This window comes from Pseudidiomarina aestuarii (assembly GCF_048263735.1).
Lineage (GTDB): Bacteria > Pseudomonadota > Gammaproteobacteria > Enterobacterales > Alteromonadaceae > Pseudidiomarina > Pseudidiomarina aestuarii_B.
This window is the reverse complement of sequence record NZ_JBLXDX010000007.1, coordinates 43,494-64,636: the sequence shown is the minus strand read 5'-3', so window position 1 is coordinate 64,636 and position 21,143 is coordinate 43,494. Positions and strand designations below refer to the sequence as shown.

The following is a 21,143-nucleotide window of genomic DNA, read 5'->3' as shown; positions in this document are numbered from 1 at the left end:
TGCCTAGACAACTTGAGCGTGTACCCGCCAAGCGTTGGTCATTTAGGGAGAACAACCAAGGTTATAAAATGATAATGAAGCGCTGATGTCAACTATTTTATGACCAATATTTCAGATATGCGACGAAACGTAAGCAAGTGTGTCTGGCGAGGAATGTCTTATACAAATGATATAAAAAAAGCTGGCATAAGCCAGCTTTTAAATAGGAGCGTGAAATCAGATCAGAAGCTATAAACCAGCGTTACCGCTGTTTCAGTATCGAGCTTCTCTAAGGACTGATCTTCAAGGTTCGAGTTGTGCGTTCCAGCAACCGAAAACTTCAATGCCAGTCGGCTATTGATGTTTGCTGAAATCGAGAGCTCTGCTCGTGATTTCGTATTCTCTTCACCAATTTCTGATGCCGCTAATGCGTTGAGTTTGGAAGTTTTCGTGATGTCCCACACTACGTTGCCTGCCAAACGCAAAATTGCACTGCTTTCTTGGTCTTGGATAACACCATTCACGATAGGTTTATTAATGGAGTAACCTGGACCCGCTTCGTAGTCAGCATATAACGTTGGGCTATAACGATAGCGAGCACCGTAACCGACCGCTACGGTTCCTTGATAATCGTAACCACTAAAGCGATCTTCTTCATACGAGCCAAACACAAATAGCGACGAGCGCGCTTCTGGCGAGAACTTGTAGTTCGACTGCGCTGAGATAAAGAATTTATCACCGGTTACAATCGCATCACCCGTGGATTGGTCTTCCTGTTCGGAGCGATAATAATCAACGACCGCTTTATGCCGCCAATTCTCATAATCCCGCGATGCGTTCAGTTTGGTTTTAAACGTTTCGGTTTTGGTATTCCCCGAGGTAAACAGCAAACCAAGTTCAGCACTGGCTGCCCAATCTTTTTGCTCATCTACTTTGAGGTCACTTGCATCGTCATACATAAAAATAGATGCTTGTGCAGGTAGCGCGAGTCCACCGACCAACAATCCTGTTGTGATTACAAATTTAGAAAACTTCACGGTCACCTCGCTCTTCCTTTGTTCTATTGCGTAAAGCGCAGTATAACGCGCACTTTACGCAATTTTAACCCTCTACTATTTCACTTGAGCGTTTAATTCGCCCTTTTCATAGCGTTTGAACATTTCTTCCAGCGAAAGTGCCTTAATTTTGCTCGCTTGTCCCGCGCAACCAAAGGCTTCGTAGCGCGCTTTACAAATTTCGTACATAGCGTCGGTTGAGGCTTTCAGGAATTTACGTGGATCGAAGTTGCTGGTGTTCTGCGCTAAATGACGTCGAATGGCACCAGTTGATGCTAAGCGCAAGTCGGTATCGATGTTTACTTTACGCACACCAAACTTAATGCCTTCGACGATTTGCTCAACAGGTACACCATAAGTTTCCGGCATTTCACCACCAAACTCATTAATGACCTTCAACCATTCTTGTGGCACAGAAGATGAGCCATGCATAACCAAATGGGTATTCGGAATACGACGGTGAATTTCTTTGATTCGATCAATCGCAAGAATATCGCCCGTTGGTGGCCGAGAGAACTTATAGGCACCATGAGAGGTACCACACGCAATCGCTAACGCATCAACATTGGTCGCACGGACAAAGTCTGCTGCTTCTTCCGGATCCGTTAAGAGCTGGTCGTGTGAGAGTTTACCTTCTGCACCAATACCATCTTCTTCACCTGCTTCACCGGTTTCGAGAGAGCCTAAACAACCCAACTCACCTTCTACCGATACACCACACGCATGCGCCATAGCAACTGTGGTCTTGGTTACATGAACGTTGTAGTCATAGTCGGCAGGAGTTTTACCATCTTCACGCAGCGAGCCGTCCATCATGACTGAGCTAAAGCCCAGTTGAATCGAACGTTGGCAGACGGCTGGCGAAGTACCGTGATCTTGATGCATTACCACCGGGATATGCGGCCATTCTTCAATGGCAGCTAAGATCAAATGACGCAAAAACGGTGCACCAGCATAGCTTCGTGCGCCTGCTGAGGCTTGCACGATTACGGGGCTGTCGGTCGCATCCGCAGCTTCCATAATGGCGCGCATTTGCTCTAAGTTGTTGACGTTAAAAGCTGGAACACCGTAACCATGCTCTGCTGCATGGTCGAGCATTTGACGCAATGAAATCAATGCCATGAGAATTCGTCTCCTTCGTTATGTTCGGCTGTTTAGCCGTTGAGCGCGCGTTCTTCCAGAATCGCGACTGCGGGTAATTGTTTGCCTTCGAGAAACTCTAAGAAGGCACCACCACCGGTGGAAATATAACTGATTTTATCAGCGATGCCATACTTATCAATGGCTGCGAGGGTGTCGCCACCTCCGGCAATACTGAACGCATTGCTGTTGGCAATAGCGTCGGCAAGCGCACGAGTGCCCTGTCCAAACTGGTCAAACTCAAATACGCCTACAGGACCATTCCAAACAATGGTACCCGCCTTCGCGATGAGTTCCGCAAATGCTGCAGCGGTATCAGGACCGATATCGAAAATCATATCGTCGGCTGCTACCGCATCAACGGCTTTCGTTTCTGCCGGTGTATCAGCGCTGAACACTTTGCCAGTAACTACGTCCGTAGGTACTGGAATCGACGCACCTTTCGCCGTAGCCGCCGCAACCAAGCGCTGTGCTTCCGGCACTAAATCATCTTCACACAATGATTTGCCGACTTCATGGCCAGCAGCTTTGATAAAGGTGTTGGCGATACCACCACCGACAATCAACTGATCGACAACGGTCGACAATGAATCCAGTACGGTCAATTTAGTCGAAACTTTTGACCCACCGACAATCGCAACTAGCGGACGCGCTGGGTTTGCGAGCGCTTTGCCCAAAGCATCCAATTCAGCAGCTAGTAGCGGCCCTGCGCAAGCTACTTCGGCATACTTCGCGACACCATGGGTAGAGGCTTGAGCACGATGCGCCGTGCCAAACGCGTCCATGACGAATACATCGCAGAGGGCAGCTAATTGCTGCGCTAACGTATCGTCATTCTTCTTTTCACCTGGGTTGAAGCGAACGTTTTCAAAAACCACCACTTCGCCTGCAGCCACATCTACGCCGTTCAGATAGTCTGTCGCCAAACGTACCGGCACAGCCAAAGCGTCATTCAAGTAATCAACCACCGGCTGCAAGGAAAACTCCGCAGCATAGACGCCCTCTTCTGGACGGCCCAAATGGGACATAACCATGACTTTCGCGCCTTTATCTAAGGCTTTTTGAATGGTAGGGATGGCTGCTTTGAGTCGTGCATCTGAGGTGACTTTACCCTGTTCGACCGGCACGTTTAAATCTTCGCGAATGAGCACTCGCAGGCCATCTAAGTCAAGATCGTCCATTGTAATCACAGCAGTTGACATCGGCAGTCCTCGTCAGGTCATTATTGAGATTGAATCAGTGCGTCAACGGTATCGAGCATGCGATTCGCAAAACCCCACTCGTTATCGCACCAACATAAAACTTTAATCAGTCGCTTATCAGCCACGCGAGTTTGAGTGGCATCCACAATACTCGAGCGTGGGTCATGGTTAAAATCGATCGACACCAGTGGCTCATCGACATACCCCAACACACGTGAGAGCGGTCCGCGGGCAGCCGCAGCGAGCACTGCGTTTACTTTGTCGATACTGACTTCGGTATTCACAGTCACACTCAAATCCATCGCGGTTACATTGGTCGTCGGCACCCGCACTTGAATCGCCTCAAAACGCCCCGCGAATTTTGGCATGATACGTTCAATGCCTCGCGCCAGCCGTGTATCCACTGGAATAATGGAACGACTCGCCGCTCGTGCTAGGCGTGGATCTTGATGATAGGCATCAATCACTTGTTGGTCGTGCATCGCTGCGTGAATCGTAGTGATTGCACCACTATCAATCCCAAAAGCTTCGTCCAATACTTTGATGACCGGCACGATACAGTTGGTGGTACAGGAGCCGTTCGAGACAATGCGATGCGCCGGCGTTAGTTGGTCGGTATTCACGCCGAAAATAGCAGTGAAGTCGACGTCAGGATCGCCTGGATGCGAAAACAGCACTTTCGGAATACCCAGTTCAAGATAGTGCTCGCCATCTACATGATTCCCATGAACTCCGGTGCAATCGAGTACCGCATCGAGCTCCAGTTCACGCCAGTCAAGATCCACAATCTCGCTATCAGCGGAAATTCGGATTAAGTCGGAGCCAATCTGCAAACGGTGCTCGCTCGGCGTGGTAACCGGGTGCATGAACCGGCCATGGCTCGAATCATATTTGAGCAAATGCGCCATTGCGCCAACTGGCGCCAGCTCATTAATCGCGACAATTTCCATGGAGTCACGATAGCCACGCTCGTAGAGGGCTCGAACGACGCTGCGTCCGATACGGCCAAAGCCATTGATAGCAATACGAGCGCGACGGTTCATCATGCGTCTAGTAACTCACGCGCAACAGAGACAATGTTCTCTGGAGTAAAACCAAAATGTTTGAACAAATCACCGGCAGGAGCAGACTCACCGAAGGTTGCCATACCCACCACGCGGCCTTGCAAACCAACATACTTGTACCAGTAGTCAGCAATGCCCGCTTCTACCGCAACACGTTTGGTTACCTGAGGTGGCAATACTGCTTGGCGGTAAGCCACTGGCTGCGCTTCGAACACGTCTGTCGATGGCATGGATACAACGCGCACGGCATGACCTTGCGCTTGCAGTGTCTTAGCGGCAGCCATAGTAATCGCCACTTCTGAACCCGTTGCGATGAAAATCAAATCCGGCGTGCCTTTACCTTCAACCATGCTATCTAGCAGGATATAACCGCCACGGGCGATGTCCTTCAACTGGGCATCAGTGCGCGGCTGTTGCGCGAGGTTCTGGCGACTGAAAATTAACGCCGATGGTCCATGCTTGCGTTGCAAAGCTGCCTTCCACGCCACAGCTGACTCCACTTGGTCACACGGACGCCAGGTACTCATGTTTGGCGTCATGCGCAAACTAGCGGTTTGCTCAACCGGTTGGTGCGTCGGACCGTCTTCACCCAAACCAATAGAGTCATGGGTGTAGACAAAAATACTGCGCTGTTTCATCAACGCTGCCATCCGCACTGCGTTGCGAGCATACTCCATAAACATCAGGAAGGTCGCACCGTACGGCACTAACCCGCCATGCAATGCAACACCATTCATGATGGCGGACATGCCGAATTCGCGCACGCCGTAATAGACGTAGTTACCGCTCGCATCGTCTGCGCTAATACCTTTGCTACCGCTCCAAATGGTCAGGTTAGAGCCTGCAAGGTCAGCTGAACCGCCGAGTAATTCTGGCAATAACGGACCGTAGCTGTTCAATGCATTTTGTGAGGCTTTACGACTCGCGATGTCTGCCGGCTCGGCTTGCAGTTTGGCAATGTAGGCTTGAGCTTGCTGCTCAAAATTAGCTGGCAAATCACCAGCCATGCGGCGCGTGAATTCGGCGGCTAAAGCTGGGTGCGATTCTTGATACGCAGCAAAACGCGTATTCCATGCTGCTTCGGCTTGCTCGCCACTTACTGCCGCTGACCAACCGCCGTAGATATCTTCTGGAACTTCGAATGCGGCATGCGTCCAATTCAGTTGCTCACGTGCTGCGGCAATTTCGTCAGCGCCGAGTGGCGCGCCGTGACAGCTCTCTGAACCTTGTTTGTTGGGTGCACCAAAACCGATAATGGTTTTACAAATAATTAGAGTCGGCTTACCAGTCTCAACGCGTGCTGCCTCAATGGCTGCTTTCACTTCGGCACTGTTGTGACCGTCGACCGCTGGAATCACCTGCCAACCATAGGATTCAAAACGCTTGGCGGTGTCATCGGTGAACCAACCTTCTACTTCACCATCAATGGAGATGCCGTTGTCGTCGTAAAAGGCAATCAGTTTGCCTAAGCCGAGTGTGCCTGCTAATGAGCAAGCCTCGTGAGAAATACCTTCCATCAAACAACCATCACCTAAAAACGTGTAGGTGTAGTGGTCAACGATGTCATGACCATCACGATTAAACTGCGCCGCTAAAACTTTCTCCGCTAAAGCCATACCTACAGCATTGGTCACGCCCTGTCCGAGAGGACCAGTAGTGGTCTCAATACCAGGTGCATAACCGTATTCAGGATGACCAGGGGTTTTCGAGTGCAATTGACGGAAGTTCTTCAACTCTTCAATCGGGAGGTCGTAGCCTGTCAAATGCAACAAGGAATAGATCAGCATGGAGCCATGGCCGTTCGACAACACAAAACGGTCACGGTCTGCCCAAGAAGGGTTTGCAGGGTTATGTTTGAGGTAGTCGCGCCAGAGCACTTCGGCAATGTCTGCCATCCCCATGGGTGCGCCAGGATGGCCTGAATTAGCCTGTTGAACCGCATCCATGCTCAAAGCACGAATTGCGTTGGCTAAAATTTTCCGATCAGTGCATACAGCTGTCATAACCAAACCCCGAATTTGCGGTAAATTGAATTTGCGGATTGTGTGCGCGTATTCTCCACAATTCGGGGCTTGTAAGCAAATTAGATGTCAGCTCGAAGCGCCTCAGCTTTGTCGGTTTGTTCCCATGGAAACTCGTTCCGACCAAAGTGACCATAGGCAGCCGTAGCCTGATAGATTGGGCGTTCAAGGTCGAGCATTTTGATTAAGCCATATGGGCGCAAATCAAAGTGCTTACGCACTAACGCAATCAAACGCTCTTCTTCGTACGCTGAGGTACCGAAGGTTTCGATGCTAATTGAGGTTGGCTCTGCAACACCAATGGCATACGACACTTGAATTTCACAGCGCTCTGCCAGACCTGCAGCCACCAAGTTTTTCGCTACATAACGCGCTGCGTAAGCGGCACTGCGGTCCACCTTCGATGGGTCTTTACCTGAGAATGCACCACCACCGTGACGCGCCATGCCGCCGTAGGTATCGACGATAATTTTACGGCCGGTTAAACCACAATCACCCATAGGGCCACCGATCACAAATTTACCGGTTGGGTTGATATGAATCTTTTTACTATCTTGCGGGAACCATTCAGCCGGCAGCACAGGCTTCAAAATAGTCTCGATAACGGCTTCACGCAGATCTTTTTGGCTGATCGATTCTTGGTGTTGCGTCGACAGCACCACGGTATCAATGCCAACTGGCTTGCCGTCTTCGTACACAAACGTCAGCTGACTTTTCGCATCGGGACGCAACCACGGCAACGTGCCGTCTTTACGCACTTCAGCTTGGCGCTGCACGAGTCGGTGCGCATAAGTTATCGGTGCTGGCATCAGCACATCCGTTTCATTGGATGCGTAGCCAAACATTAACCCTTGGTCACCCGCACCTTGTTCTTCCGGATGTGCGCGGTCCACGCCTTGATTGATATCTGGCGATTGCTTACCAATGGCATTCAATACCGCACAAGAGGCGCCATCAAAGCCCATATCGGAATGCACGTAACCAATTTCACGAACGGTGTTCCGCGCTATCTCTTCGATATCGACCCAAGCATTGGTGGATACTTCGCCACCGACCAAAACCATGCCCGTTTTTACGTAGGTCTCACAGGCCACGCGAGCGCGCGGGTCTTGTGTGAGAATTGCATCAAGGACAGCATCAGAAATCTGATCCGCAATTTTATCGGGATGCCCTTCAGAAACAGATTCAGAGGTGAATAAGTGGCGTGCCATGCAAAGAGTACCTGTATTGATTCAAGGAATAACTTGAGAATAAAAAGTGGGCGTAGTGTACGCAAACTACGCCCACATTTCTAGTTTTAGACGTCTAAAAGTCTTTATTGCTGTTTCAGTGATTTCATATCAATCACAAATCGATACTTCACATCACTTTTCAGCATCCGCTCATAAGCGTCATTAATTTCATCGATATCAATCATTTCGATATCAGACGTGATGTTATGCTTGGCACAGAAGTCCAACATGTCCTGCGTTTCGCGAATACCACCAATCAATGAGCCAGCCAGTGACCGACGTTTGAAAATGAGGTTCGCAACACTCGGTGATGGATGTGGCGACGCCGGCACACCAACCAGAGTCATAGTGCCGTCTAAGCGCAATAATTCCATGTACGCATCAAGATCATGTGGTGCCGCTACGGTATTCAATATGAAGTCTAAGCGATTGCGCCATGCCTTCATTTGGTCTTCATCTTTTGAAATAACGACATGGTCCGCACCGAGGCGTTTCGCATCATCAACTTTGCCAGGCGATGTGGTAAATAATACCACTTCAGCACCCATAGCTTTGGCAATTTTCACTGCCATGTGACCCAATCCGCCGAGCCCAACCACACCAACTTTGTGACCTTTGGTGACGCCCCAATGATGCAGTGGTGAATAGGTAGTGATACCCGCACATAACAGCGGAGATACTGCCGCGAGATCTTGATCATCAGCAATTTTCAGTACGAAATCTTCGCGCACGACAACACGGTTTGAGTAGCCGCCATAAGTGGCACCACCCAAATGCTTGTCTTCGCCGTTGTACGTGGCTACGAAGCCATTTTCACAATATTGTTCATGGCCTTGCTCACAGCTGATACAGGTACCGCATGAATCAACCATACAGCCCACACCGACTTTGTCGCCAACTTTGTATTTCGTGACGTCGTTACCAACACGCGTAACCGTGCCGACAATTTCATGACCAGGTAGACAAGGGAAGACGGTACCGCCCCACTCATCGCGAGCTTGATGTAAGTCAGAGTGACACACACCACAATAAGCAATCTCGATTTCAACATCATCAGCCTTAGGCTCACGACGTTCAAACTCAAAATAACTCAACGGCTTGTCTGCTGCTTGAGCGGCGTATCCAATTGCTTTTGCCATTATTCATCCCCTTCTTGATATAAAATTGCTTCATTGACCGATTGGGTCAGTGGGTGATAGCCAGAGCGTGCCTCTTGATAGACTTCGCGAGCCCATTTCAGATTATCTGGAGTACGAGCCAACTCGCGATACAGAGGCGCCACTAACTTATTCCGACCAATGGATAACAGGTAGCTACGCAAACGCTCTCGCGCTGGTTCATATTTTTTAATGATAGACAGCTTTAACCAAGCGTGCGCAATTTCTGCATTTTCGCTGTTGGTGAGATTATATTCGCGATCCAGTCTCGCTAAATTCACGGCCGAAATATCGAGTGGCAAATTATTGATAAAGTGCAGCCATTCATGGGTTGTCCACTCAGCGGTTTGGAGCTGACCGCCTTTCAACCACACCATCATTTGCTTCTCGGCTTGTTCAAACGCATCAGAAGTCGGGCTCGGTGCATCCTCCGGCAGGCCTTGACCATGAATCCACTCTTCGACTTTAGCCATACTCACCACGCCAGGATTCTTCGCGAGCAAGTTTTGCTGCAAATAGTTTTTGAATTGTTCGGTGGAGATGCTTTGAAACGCAAACGCATCAAAGTAGTCTCTTAGGAATGCATCAAACACCTCACGACCAAACTTCTCCTCCAAATACACGAGGAACAATTGTCCTTTCACATACGGGATTTGCGAGAATACGTCGTCTGGATGGCGAGTGCCTAGATCGATATTCATGACAGTATCTGCAGGTGCCAACGTTTCGAGATCACCCAGCAAGTCTTGATAGCCCAGCGCCAGTTCCATTTGCGCGCGACGCTCGCCGTAAATAGCTTCCATGATGCGGTTTTCAACGTAACTGGTGAAGCCTTCGTTGATCCACAAATCGCGCCAGCTGGCATTGGTGACTAAGTTGCCGGACCAAGAATGCGCCAGCTCGTGCGCAATCAAATTAATCAGGCTGCGATCACCGGATACCACAGTTGGCGTAATGAAGCTCAAGCGCGGATTCTCCATGCCGCCGAAAGGAAAGCTCGGTGGCAGTACTAAGAGGTCATAACGATCCCAACGATACGGACCGTACATGGCCTCGGTCACTTCAATCATTTTGGGCGTATCCGCCCATTCCCACGCAGCATCATCAATAATATACGATTCGGCGAAGACAGCTACATTGTCACTGATGGCTTTGACTTCGAGGTCACCGACCGCAATGGCAATGAGGTACGGCGGAATCGGTTGTGGCATGGACAACTCATAGGTATCCGTGCGGTCGGCGGTCAGCGCGTTGTTGGCACTCATGACCGCGCGTAATTGATCCGGTGTGCGAATGGTTGCGTCGTAAGTAAGTCGTAGCGCTGGCGTATCTTGAATCGGGATCCAACTACGTGCATGAATCGGTTGTGATTGGCTGAACATAAAGGGATGTTTTTTCCCTGCGGTCTGTTCTGGCGTCAACCACTGCAGCCCGCTCGCTGTGGGTGCAGTTTCATAATGAATACGCACCTTTGTGCTATCCGCGCCAACATCAATGGTCAACTTCTGCCCCAAACTTTCGAACGGTTCCGCCAGCGTGTGTGCAGTTTCTTGCCACTGCCCATTGAGCCACAGCTCGGTTTTCTGAATCGTCAGGTCACTCGTATCCAACACCAAAGTGTTTGCGTCGGCATGGCGAGCCAATTGATAGGTCGCGGTTCCTTCCAACTGTTTTTCGGCAAAGTTCACGGTTAAATCGAGTTCTAAGTGCGGGGTACTCACGCGATCCAGTTCAGCAAAGCTGTGTTGATCTTCCGCCTGAACGCTGGCACTCACTGTCAATCCGCTGACAACAATGCTCGACAATAATAAGAGTCTCGACATCGACCTGTATCTCCTCATGTAAGTGACGATTTTATAAATACGATAAGTGACTAGCTTTTAACGATTGGCTATTAGCACGGCAGACTCAGGTGATGTTACTATGCAGTTAACCAATGACCGACTGAAAGAACGAGCATGCGAATTCCGCGAATTTATCATCCAGCCGAACAGCCACTGACTATTGCGACTCAGTATACGCTGTCTGATGATGCTGCCAACCATGTTGGTCGAGTTCTGCGCATGCAAGTCGGCGACGCGCTGCAATTATTTACCGGCGACGGCCATTTATATTCTGCAGTCATTACGACCGTGACGAAAAAATCGGTCACCGTTGAAGTCACTGACCAGCAGTTGGTTGCGAATGAATCACCGGTTGCTGTGCATCTCGGTCAAGCGATCTCACGAGGGGATCGGATGGACTTTGTGCTGCAGAAATCGGTAGAACTGGGTGTATCCAGCATTACCCCCTTGTTTACCGAGCGCTGTGGCGTCAAATTAAGTGGTGAACGGCTCGAGAAAAAAGTGCAGCAATGGCAGAAAATCGTCATTGCCGCCTGCGAGCAATCAGGGCGCACCCGTGTACCTATCGTGCATCATCCAGTGACGCTAGCGACTTGGTTTGCGGACTTGGAACCAGCATTACGCTTGACGTTAGATCCTTATGCTCAGCGAGCGTTGCGAGAAATGGAATTGGTTGATCAAAAAGTACAGCTGGTGATTGGCCCCGAAGGCGGCTTTACTGAAGACGAAGTTGCGCTCACCGCCGCACATGAGTTTATTCCAGTCAAGCTGGGACCACGGGTGTTGCGCACGGAAACCGCAGCATTAGCAGCACTGAGCGTACTGCAGTACCAGTTCGGCGACTTAGCCTAAAAGACTGGTGAATAGTCAACGGTGAACAGTGAACAGAAGGCCCACCGGTGGAGTTTCGTTTCACTGTTCACCATTCACTATTCACTCTAATTTGTTCGATGAGGTGATTATGAAGTTAGCGATGATTATGGACCCCATGGCCAGTGTCAAAACGTACAAAGACACTAGCTTTCGACTGCTGCTGGAAGCGCAGGCGCGTGGCTACGAAGTTTTTTACCTCGAAATGCAGGACCTATCGATTGTCCTCGGTGAACCTATGGCTCGCGCCAAGCCTGTTACCGTGAAAGATCAAGCTGAGAACTTCTATCAGTTTGGTGACACCATAGATTGTTCGTTGGCTGACTTTGACGTCATCATGATGCGTAAAGATCCACCGTTCGACACTGAGTATGTCTATGCTACTTATATGCTCGAACTGGCTGAGCAACGCGGCACTTTGGTCGTGAACAAGCCGCAAAGCTTGCGTGATTGTAATGAAAAACTATTTACCGCGTGGTTTTCCGAGCACACGCCACCAACTATTGTCACGCGGCGCGCGGAGCAGATTCGGGCGTTCCATCAGGAACACAAAGATATTATCCTCAAGCCGCTGGATGGTATGGGTGGCGCCTCAATTTTCCGCGTCGGCAACGATGGTCAAAACCTTGGTGTGATTATCGAAACCTTGACCGACCACGGTAATCGCTATTGTATGGTGCAGCGTTACATGCCAGAAATTAAAGATGGCGATAAGCGTATTCTGATTATCAACGGTGAGGCGATGCCATATTCCTTAGCTCGCGTTCCCTCGGCTGGTGAAACGCGTGGTAACTTGGCCGCCGGCGGTAGTGGCCGGCCACAGCCTTTAAGCGAGAGCGACTGGGCGTTGGCCCGCGCAGTAGGTCCGGAACTGAAACGACGTGGTTTACTACTTGTCGGATTGGATGTGATTGGTGATCGCATTACTGAAATTAACGTTACCAGCCCAACCTGCATGCGTGAAATTGAAGGCGCCTACGATATTAATATTGCCGCCAAGCTGTTCGAAGCCATTGAAGCTTTGCGCTAACACAGACTAAAGAGTTGTAATTGAACCTATGGAAACACTGTCGAGCCTACAGAATCACTTTTTGATTGCGATGCCCACTTTGGATGACCCGTTTTTTCAACGTTCGGTCACCTATATTTGTGAGCACAACGAAGATGGCGCGATGGGTTTAGTGGTGAATCAACCCGTCGACCTCACCGTCGGTGGCCTCCTCAAGCAACTTGAAATTGTTGTGCCGGACGCCTCGAAAACGCTGGATCTTCCCGTGTATGCCGGAGGTCCGTTGGCTCGTGACCGCGGCTTTGTCTTGCATGCACCGGTAGACCATTGGCGCAGCTCACTCCGACTCAGTGATGATTTCATGATCACCACCTCAAAAGACATTCTTGAGTCGATGGGGCAAGGTACGCCTCCCGAAAAATTTATTCTGACCCTCGGTTACGCCGGTTGGGATGCTGGACAATTAGAGCAGGAATTGGCGGAGAATAGTTGGTTAACCATTCCAGCCGATCCGGATATTTTGTTTAATACCCCGGTTCGTGAGCGCTGGCAAAAAGCCGCGGCACGGCTCGGTATTGATGTTTGGCAACTAGGACCCGATGTTGGGCATGCTTAAAAACAGATGAGTGTCATTATAGGATTTGATTTCGGGACTCATAGCATTGGTGTTGCTGTGGGACAAACCATCACTGGCAGCGCGCAGCCTTTAGCAGCTTTACGTGCCAAAGATGGTCAACCCGAATGGTCTGCTGTCGAAAAGATTTTCCACGAATGGCAACCCCAGCGATTGGTGGTCGGTTTACCGCTAAACATGGATGGAACTGAGCAGCCGTTGACTGATCTCGCACGCAAGTTTGCGAATCGGCTTCACGGCCGCTTTGGTTTGCCTGTTGATTTACAAGATGAACGACTCACCACTGTTGCGGCGCGCGAGGAGTTGTTTGCCAGCGGCGGCTATAAACAGTTGAGTAAAGGTAAGGTGGACAGCGCCGCTGCCCAACTTATCCTGCAAGATTACCTATCCTCTGCTGAATCTTAGGTAGGCAGCTCTAGAGATTTTCTTCCGCATATTGGGCCAGATTACTACGCACCACACCATTGAGATTCACAGTCGCACTGCCTGGATAGTCCTTGAAGCGCTCAACAATGTAGGTCAAACCCGAGGTGACTGCCGTTAAATAGTAACTGTCGATTTGCGCGAGGTTACCGGAGCAGATGATTTTGGTTCCAGTACCGCAGCGGGTAATAATCGTCTTCAGCTGTGACGCTGTTAAGTTCTGCGACTCATCCAAAATGACGATGGCATTCTGAATACTGCGGCCGCGCATAAAGTTCAGTGACTTCAGCTGGATGTTCGCTTTGTTCATGATGTAATTCATGCTCGACTCCATGCTTTCATCATGTTTATGCAATACTTCTAGGGAGTCGGTGATGGCCGCTAACCAAGGCGCCATCTTCTCCTCTTCAGTGCCGGGCAAGTAACCAATCGATTCGGCAATCTCCGGCGTGTTCCGCGTGACAATGATCTTTTCATAAATACCTTGCTCCACCACCATTTCTAGGGCTGCAGCGAGTGCCAGCAACGTTTTCCCACTACCCGCAGGTCCGGTCAAAATAACCAAATCAATGGTGGGATCCAACAGTGCATTCATCGCCATGGCTTGATAGATATTCTTCGGCTGAATGCCCCAGGCTTTGTAAGACATCATACGGTCATAGCCGAGGTCATGTAAGCGCACAACTTCGTTGTCATAAGAAACGACTTTGGCGGCAAAGGTTTCGCTTTCATCAATCACATACTGATTGCGAAATGCGCTGGGGAGAATCGTTCGGTCGACCTCATGAAAGGTCTCACGGCCTTCCTGCGCGCTCTCGACATCGCCTACTTTGGCCCAAAAATCACCCTCAATTTCGACAAAACCTTTCGACAAATAGCGAATATCGTCAATCAGCTGGTCAGTACGGTAATCTTCAACATACTTGACCCCAGCCCCCTTCGCCTTCAACCGCATGTTGATGTCTTTAGTGACCAACACTACTTTGCTGTCTTTAAATTTCTTCTGTAGTTCCAATGCCGACTGAATAATGCGGTGGTCGTTCTCGGATAAATTGAGCACCGCTTCGGTTTGCTTCAGGGCGTAATCTGGGAAGATAGCCAGCGTACCCTGCGCGTGATGGGCACCCTGCATGTTACTTAACGGCACACCTTCAAGAATTTGTTCTGGAGTGGCATCTTTTAGCGCATCCTCCAGTGAACGAATGGCGACTCGAGCTTCGCGACTGACATCTTTATTGCGGTCTTTGATGTTGTCGAGTTCTTCCAAGACAACCATGGGTATGATGACGTTGTGTTCTTCGAAATTCAGGAAAGCGAGCGGTTCGTGAAGGAGGATATTCGTGTCGAGCAGATAGTACTTGGAGTGTTTTTCTGTCATGCGTAACCTCAAGCAGCAGTGTTCTTCTATAATTATTTTCACGTGCCTTACACAATTAAGACTAGCGCAGATTTTATGAAAAAGGTGTGAAGATTTAAGTTTTTTTGCAAAATTTTTAGACCACAGTTCGTGACCTCGTTTTTCTCGCTAGCTTTTTGGTATCATGCGCGCCCTGAATTTATTCGACAGCAGCAAAAGGTAAGTTAATGAGCGATACAGCAACCCCGTATTCGGTGGGCCAACGATGGTTAAGCGAAACCGAGACTGAACAAGGCTTGGGCCTCATTACCCAAGTGTCTGGGCGCATGCTGACGATCTTATTTCCCGCTACGGATGAGGTGCGCCACTACGCTGCTGCGGAAGCGCCACTGGCTCGCTACCAGTTGCTTGCCGATGAACAAGGCCAGCATGCTGACGGCTGGTACTTTCGTGTTATCGAAGTGACTCAGCAACATGGCATCAATACCTATATTGGTGTGCGCGAAGACACTCAAGAGTCTGTGCGAGTCCCTGAACCTCAGTTGTCTGCTCAGGTTGCGGTGAATCACCCGATGACCCGCCTGCTGGCAGGTAAAACCGATCGCTTGGATATGTATCGGTTGCGGCAACAAGCGCAGCAGCATTTGCAGGCTTGGCAGCAATCACAAGTAGCGGGTTTATTGGGTGCCAGAGTGAATCTACTCCCGCACCAATTGTATATTGCGAACCAATTGGCTGATCGCTATCAGCCACGGGTGATGCTTGCTGATGAAGTGGGACTCGGGAAGACCATTGAAGCGGGCTATATTATGCAGCGCCGTTTATTAAGTGGTCGCTCCCAACGAATCATTGTGATTGTGCCAGACTCCCTGACGCATCAGTGGATCATCGAACTGCAACGCCGGTTTGCATTGCGCTTTAGCCTTTTTGACGAAGAACGCTGCGAACAAGCTGCTCTGGATGGTGGCGATGTCTTTGCCTCTGAACAATTGGTCCTCATTCCGCAGTCCTTATTACGGCACCCCACCTGGGGGCCTCAACTGACCGCAGTAAACTGGGATTTGTTGGTGTTTGATGAAGCGCATCAATTACACCCAGAACAGCCGCAATTTGCGTTGATGCGCGAACTTTGCCAAGTAACCGCTGGGGTTCTGCTGCTCACAGCGACCCCAGAGCAAGCTGGTGCTGAAGCGCATTTTGCGCGGTTGCAATTGCTGGATCCAGAGCGCTTTTACGACCACCAGGCCTTTGTTGCCGAGCAGCAACGCTATCATGAATTAGCACCGCTCGTTGGTGCGCTTGCAGACGCTGCGGGTGACACCAACCCACTAAACGCGACACAAACTGACGCGCTCGCGGAGTTTCTGCAACGTTCACTGTCAACGGATGTATTGTCTGACCCTGCGAGTCGCCAGGCGTTACTGGATGAGTTGCTGGATATGCATGGCACTGGTCGTGTGATGTTCCGCAACGCGCGTGCTCATGTCGGTGGTTTTCCTGAGCGTCATCTGGTTCCACATGAGTTGGACGACGAAGCGGCAGCAATTGACTGGTTGCAGCAACTGCTGAAACAACATCGGCCGGATAAGTTTATTCTGATTTGTAAAAGTACCGCCGGAGCACTGGATCTGGCTGAGCAGTTGCGGATTCGGTTTGGATTGCATGCCGCGGTCTTCCATGAAGGCCTCAGTGTGCTTGAGCGTGACCGCGCCGCCGCATTTTTTGCCAGTCCAGAGGACGGTTGTCAGTTGTTAATCTGTTCGGAGATTGGTAGTGAAGGCCGTAATTTCCAATTCGCACATCATTTGATTCTATTTGATTTACCGGAGCACCCGGATTTGTTGGAACAACGCATCGGACGCTTGGACCGCATTGGTCAACAACATCCTGTTCAAGTGCATGTGCCTTATGTGATGGATGGTGCCAGCGAAGTGTGGTTCCGTTGGTACGACGCCATGAACGCGTTTACTGCACCGAATGCAGTAGGTGATGCGCTGTATGAAACCTTTGTAGAATCGGTTCGTGAGCTAACCGAACAACAGCCTCTCGATGCGATGGCGGTTGAGCAATTAGCATTGGCAACGGAAGATAAAGCAGAAGCATTACGTGCTGAAGTCGCACAGGGTCGTGATCGGTTACAAGAGCTCAACGCGTTTCGACCACAGCTTGCGCAAGCGCTTGTGGAGCGAATTGAAACCTTCACCGAGGACAACCAGTTAGAAGCATTCATGCAAGAGTTTTGGGCGCGATTCGGTGTGGATTACGATGAACTCAATGCCGACAGCGGTTGGTTGCGTCCCACCGATCAATTGCGCACACCGCTTGCCGACTTGCCTGAAGAAGGCATCACGGTAACCTTCTCGCGGAACTATGCGTTGGCGCACGAAGACGTCATTTTGCTGAGCTGGGATCACCCCCATGTTCAACAAGCGCTCGAACTCCTCACCGAAGATGCATTTGGCAGTACTTGTGTTGCAATGCTACAAAATCGCGCCCTACCTGCGGGCACTTGGTTCTTAGAACTTACCTTCAGTAGCCGCGCCGTGGCGCCACGTGAACTGGCAGTACAAGAGTTCTATCCACGTCAAGCCATCCGTGTACTGCTCGATAGCCAAGGCCGCGACTTGAGCCAGAAAGTCCCGGCACCTTCGCTCGATAAGCAATTGCAGTTTATGGATAAGAAGCAAGCACGGATGATCATCAAACAATTACGCCCAGCGTTACAGCAAGCGATGGTCAATGCCGTAGCGCCAGCCGAAGCACTGCAGCAACCTCTGATTGAAAAAACGCAACAACACATTGAGACGGTGCTGAGCCAACAGCTGGCTCGTTTGCAGCAACTCCAAACACGGAATCCGATGATTCGTGACGACGAGCTTGATGCCGTAGTGAAACGTAAAACCGAATTGCTGGCAGCACTGCAGCAGCCACTGCTGCAGCTCGACACTGCGCGTGTAATTGTGAATATTCCCACATGACATTAGTGGCCTATTCTCCACCACAAACGCCTTACTTAGAAATCCTCTACCAGGATGATGCGATTGTGGTGGTGAATAAGCCGAGTGGATTGCTGAGCGTGCCCGGCAAAGCGAAAGAACATTATGATTCGTTATGGTCCAGACTCCATTACGTACTGCCGACTATTCGTATTGTGCATCGTCTGGATATGGCCACATCAGGGCTGTTGGTCTTTGCTTTGACCAAACCTGCCCAAGCGCACTTGCAACGACAATTTGAACGGCGCTCGGTGAAGAAGGCGTATCGAGCGCGAGTGTGGGGAGATTTGCCTGCGGAATCGGGTTCGGTAACTATCCCGCTGCGCTGCGACTGGCCTAACCGACCGCGGCAAATGGTTGACCCTGTGCTGGGCAAGCCAGCGACAACCAATTACCGCATTCTCGCTTCGACGAAGACCCTCGGCAAGCCATACAGCGACGTCGAGCTAGAACCTTACACTGGCCGCTCACATCAACTTCGCGTGCATATGCAGTGGCTTGGCCACCCTATTCTCGGTGACAAGTTCTATGCGCATGACGAGGCTTACCACGCAAGTGACCGCTTACTTCTGCATGCCGAGTCACTGGCTTTTTATCATCCAATCCGAAACGATTGGTTAGCTTTTAACGCTCCAGTTCCTTTTTGATGAGCTCGTAGGCAGCTTGAATTTCTTGTGCTTTAGCTTGCGCAGATTCACGCATTTCCATCGGTAGACCTTGCGCAGCCAATTTGTCTGGATGATGTTTCGCCATCAATTTCCGATAAGCCTTTTTCACTTCGGCAGCACTGGCATTATCACTAACGCCCAACACAGCATAGGCATTCCGCAATTGCTCAGCAGAACTAGGGGCTGATCGACCCGCTTGACCACCGCCGGTAAAGCGCTGTCCTGCTTGTGCCATGGATAGCCACGCATCCAACTGCTGTTGACTGAAACCAAGCGTTGCTGTGACGCGCCGAAGCACCTCGTACTCCGACTGCTCCACAGTGCCATCATGCATGGCAATGATGAGCACTTGTTCCATAAAGAACTGCAACAAGTCACGACGCCAAGCAAACTGACGTCGCAATGCTCGTACTTTATCTTCCAGCGGATAGTCACTGGCTTTGCCTTCACTGAAGGCCTCTTGGGCACGCTTTTGCGCATCACCTTGCAACCGTAGGCGAGTCATTAATGCCGACACGTAATCGATGTCTTGCTCGGTTACACGCCCTTTGGACTTAGCCAAATGACCTAACACCCCAAACAAGGTAGTGGTGTAGTGTTGCGCACCTTGAGCTGATGGTCCCGAACGCATGGCACTGCGCAACGAGGTGTCGAACCAATGCCCAATCATAAACCCAATAATGGCACCAAATAGTTTTCCAACCATGGCACCGAACAAGGTTCCCAGAACCTTTCCGACAATCATCCTAACTCCTTATTCAGCTCGGCAAGACGTTCTGGTGTTCCCACATCTACCCAACGCTGTGAAAAAACTGAGGCGCTGATACGTTGCTGCTGCATCGCTTCATTCAGTAAGGGGCGCAACGGCAGGAAAAGTTCCTCTCCGGCTGCATATTTAGAAAAAAATTGTGGCCGATATAAGCCGACACCACTAAAGGTATACGACTTTTGGGCAGCTTCACTCTCCGCCAACAGACCGTTGTGAATGGCAAAATCGCCGTGCGGATGATGCGGCGGATTATCAACCAACAGCAAATGCGCATCAATGCCGCTGGCCAGTTGTTGCGGTAACGCGTGAAAATCTAAATCGGTATAGATATCACCGTTGATCACCCAAAACGGCTCAGTTCCTAACAACGGTAACGCCCGAATAATACCACCCGCGGTTTCCAAGCCTCCTTCTGGCTCTGGGGAGTAATGAATCTTGATTCCGTAGCGTGAACCATCGCCGAGGTACTTCTCAATTTTGTCGCCCAGCCACGCATGATTCACCACCACCTCGCGCACACCTACTTGCGCCAGTTTGAAAAGGTGGTATTCGATTAAACTATGTCGCCCAGCCCGCAACAGGGGTTTTGGCAGGTCATCGGTTAATGGTCGCATGCGTTGACCACGCCCAGCGGCCAGAATCATTGCGCGCATCAAGAATGCTCCGCCAAAGCTGGCATCACTCGCTGTTGCAACCACAATCGATACTCGGTCAATTCTGGATACCGCGCTGCGACATCATGCAGATAACTGACCGTGCGCGGGATATCCTGCAAATAGCCTTTTTTACCATCGCGATGATACAAGCGCGCAAAAATGCCTGCCGCTTTGGTGTGACGCTGCAGTCCCATCCAATCAAACCAACGTTGCCACTCTGATTCCGATACCGACATCGACAGTAAGTGCTTAGACTGTAAGGTTACGCGGAAGTCCTGCATCAATTCATCCACCATTTTAGTCGGCCAACGCACGTAGCAGTCGCGTAATAGACTCACTGCATCGTAGGTAATGGGGCCTTTGACCGCGTCTTGGAAATCGATATAAGCCAACTGCTGTTCGGGGAGCACCATGATATTGCGAGCATGAAAGTCACGATGGACGCCAACTTGAGGTTGATCTAGCGCGTTTTGCACCATTTTGGTGCAAAAATCATCCCACAAGTCTCGCTCAGCATCACTGAACGTCAAATTTAAATGCTTTTCACATAACCAGTCGTAGAATAACCCAAGTTCACGTCGTAAGAGTGCTTCATCATAAGGTGGTAACGCGCCCTCACTGGTCTCAGTGACTTGCATGATAGCCGGCAAAGCAGCCAATGCTTTGCGGTAGTAGCCTGGGGCATTCGCTTCAGTTAGTTCGCTCAGTAGCAGCGTCGAGCCCAAGTCGGTTAGCAGCATAAAACCATGTTCGGCATTGGCTGCAATCACCTCAGGCACCTGCACACCAGCGTCCGCATAAGCTTCTGCTATGGCCATAAAAGGTTGCAAAGATTCTTGCGGTGGTGGTGCATCGACAGCAACCACACTGCGCATGCCGTCATGCGTTCGAAAGTAGCGTCGAAAGCTGGCATCCCCTGAAACCGGTTGCAAGCGTCCTTGACTGTGTCCAGTAACCGCTTCACTCCATGCTTGCAGCTCTATTTCACGTTGATTTTCCACACACGATCCTTTCTGGCAGGAGACAATAAATTGCTTTATCATACCCTGCACATAAGAAAGGACAAC

18 protein-coding genes are annotated in these 21,143 nt (G+C 50.3%); 6 read left to right on the top strand and 12 right to left on the bottom strand.

Going from position 1 to position 21,143, the window contains the following annotated elements:
• Window positions 1-221: 221 nt before the first annotated feature.
• The 8 genes from ACN0S4_RS12155 to ACN0S4_RS12120 all read right to left on the bottom strand — a co-directional run bounded on the left by ACN0S4_RS12155 (window position 222) and on the right by ACN0S4_RS12120 (window position 10,673).
• The gene (locus ACN0S4_RS12155) at window positions 222-1,022 is read right to left on the bottom strand and encodes a DUF481 domain-containing protein (protein ID WP_417657939.1); all 801 of its coding nucleotides are present in this window, start codon (window positions 1,020-1,022) and stop codon (window positions 222-224) included.
• A 69-nt stretch (window positions 1,023-1,091) separates the two neighbouring features.
• On the bottom strand, window positions 1,092-2,156 hold the full coding sequence (gene fba / locus ACN0S4_RS12150) for a class II fructose-bisphosphate aldolase (protein ID WP_417657938.1): 1,065 nt from the start codon (window positions 2,154-2,156) through the stop codon (window positions 1,092-1,094).
• Window positions 2,157-2,188: 32 nt separating this feature from the next.
• On the bottom strand, window positions 2,189-3,376 hold the full coding sequence (locus ACN0S4_RS12145) for a phosphoglycerate kinase (RefSeq protein WP_417657937.1): 1,188 nt from the start codon (window positions 3,374-3,376) through the stop codon (window positions 2,189-2,191).
• Between the two features lie 20 nt (window positions 3,377-3,396).
• Window positions 3,397-4,419: an erythrose-4-phosphate dehydrogenase gene (epd, locus tag ACN0S4_RS12140; protein WP_417657947.1), complete on the bottom strand. Its 1,023-nt coding sequence runs from the start codon at window positions 4,417-4,419 to the stop codon at window positions 3,397-3,399.
• Window positions 4,419-6,443 carry a transketolase gene (tkt, locus tag ACN0S4_RS12135; protein WP_417657936.1) on the bottom strand — a complete coding sequence of 675 codons (2,025 nt, stop codon included), beginning with the start codon at window positions 6,441-6,443 and terminating at the stop codon, window positions 4,419-4,421. The genes epd and tkt overlap by 1 nt, the downstream gene beginning before the upstream one ends.
• Before the next feature lie 80 nt (window positions 6,444-6,523).
• On the bottom strand, window positions 6,524-7,672 hold the full coding sequence (gene metK / locus ACN0S4_RS12130) for a methionine adenosyltransferase (protein WP_169931675.1): 1,149 nt from the start codon (window positions 7,670-7,672) through the stop codon (window positions 6,524-6,526).
• 104 nt (window positions 7,673-7,776) lie between these two features.
• A complete protein-coding gene (locus ACN0S4_RS12125) occupies window positions 7,777-8,832 on the bottom strand; it encodes an NAD(P)-dependent alcohol dehydrogenase (protein ID WP_417657935.1) in 1,056 nt (351 codons plus the stop codon).
• Entirely contained in the window at window positions 8,832-10,673 is a 1,842-nt protein-coding gene (locus ACN0S4_RS12120) for a M1 family metallopeptidase (RefSeq protein ID WP_417657934.1), read from the bottom strand. Before ACN0S4_RS12120 ends, ACN0S4_RS12125 begins: the two co-directional genes overlap by 1 nt.
• A gap of 135 nt (window positions 10,674-10,808) precedes the next feature.
• Here ACN0S4_RS12120 and rsmE point away from each other — a divergent pair, with 135 nt between their 5' ends.
• From rsmE to ruvX, 4 genes are all read left to right on the top strand, one after another.
• Complete coding sequence (gene rsmE / locus ACN0S4_RS12115) at window positions 10,809-11,546, top strand: 16S rRNA (uracil(1498)-N(3))-methyltransferase (RefSeq protein ID WP_417657933.1); 738 nt, start codon at window positions 10,809-10,811, stop codon at window positions 11,544-11,546.
• Between the two features lie 106 nt (window positions 11,547-11,652).
• Entirely contained in the window at window positions 11,653-12,594 is a 942-nt protein-coding gene (gene gshB / locus ACN0S4_RS12110; protein WP_417657946.1) for a glutathione synthase, read from the top strand.
• Window positions 12,595-12,631: 37 nt separating this feature from the next.
• On the top strand, window positions 12,632-13,189 hold the full coding sequence (locus ACN0S4_RS12105; protein WP_417657945.1) for a YqgE/AlgH family protein: 558 nt from the start codon (window positions 12,632-12,634) through the stop codon (window positions 13,187-13,189).
• Window positions 13,190-13,195: 6 nt separating this feature from the next.
• Complete coding sequence (gene ruvX / locus ACN0S4_RS12100; protein ID WP_417657932.1) at window positions 13,196-13,612, top strand: Holliday junction resolvase RuvX; 417 nt, start codon at window positions 13,196-13,198, stop codon at window positions 13,610-13,612.
• A 10-nt stretch (window positions 13,613-13,622) separates the two neighbouring features.
• On the opposite strand, the gene ACN0S4_RS12095 is transcribed toward ruvX, so the two are convergent.
• The gene (locus ACN0S4_RS12095; RefSeq protein ID WP_417657931.1) at window positions 13,623-15,008 is read right to left on the bottom strand and encodes a PhoH family protein; all 1,386 of its coding nucleotides are present in this window, start codon (window positions 15,006-15,008) and stop codon (window positions 13,623-13,625) included.
• A 206-nt stretch (window positions 15,009-15,214) separates the two neighbouring features.
• On the opposite strand from ACN0S4_RS12095, the gene ACN0S4_RS12090 reads away from it, so the two are divergent.
• Both ACN0S4_RS12090 and ACN0S4_RS12085 read left to right on the top strand, forming a co-directional pair.
• Window positions 15,215-17,965 carry an SNF2-related protein gene (locus ACN0S4_RS12090; RefSeq protein WP_417657930.1) on the top strand — a complete coding sequence of 917 codons (2,751 nt, stop codon included), beginning with the start codon at window positions 15,215-15,217 and terminating at the stop codon, window positions 17,963-17,965.
• The gene (locus ACN0S4_RS12085) at window positions 17,962-18,630 is read left to right on the top strand and encodes an RluA family pseudouridine synthase (RefSeq protein ID WP_417657929.1); all 669 of its coding nucleotides are present in this window, start codon (window positions 17,962-17,964) and stop codon (window positions 18,628-18,630) included. The genes ACN0S4_RS12090 and ACN0S4_RS12085 overlap by 4 nt, the downstream gene beginning before the upstream one ends.
• On the opposite strand, the gene djlA is transcribed toward ACN0S4_RS12085, so the two are convergent.
• Genes djlA through ACN0S4_RS12070 form a run of 3 tightly spaced genes read right to left on the bottom strand, consistent with a single transcriptional unit; the run spans window position 18,608 to window position 21,077 of the window.
• Entirely contained in the window at window positions 18,608-19,396 is a 789-nt protein-coding gene (gene djlA / locus ACN0S4_RS12080) for a co-chaperone DjlA (RefSeq protein ID WP_417657928.1), read from the bottom strand. The two genes, ACN0S4_RS12085 and djlA, sit on opposite strands and share 23 nt — an antisense overlap.
• Window positions 19,393-20,073 (bottom strand): N-acetylmuramate alpha-1-phosphate uridylyltransferase MurU, encoded by a 681-nt coding sequence (murU, locus tag ACN0S4_RS12075; protein ID WP_417657927.1) that lies wholly within the window; start codon window positions 20,071-20,073, stop codon window positions 19,393-19,395. The genes djlA and murU overlap by 4 nt, the downstream gene beginning before the upstream one ends.
• A complete protein-coding gene (locus tag ACN0S4_RS12070) occupies window positions 20,073-21,077 on the bottom strand; it encodes an aminoglycoside phosphotransferase family protein (RefSeq protein WP_417657926.1) in 1,005 nt (334 codons plus the stop codon). Before ACN0S4_RS12070 ends, murU begins: the two co-directional genes overlap by 1 nt.
• Between the last annotated feature and the right edge of the window lie 66 nt (window positions 21,078-21,143).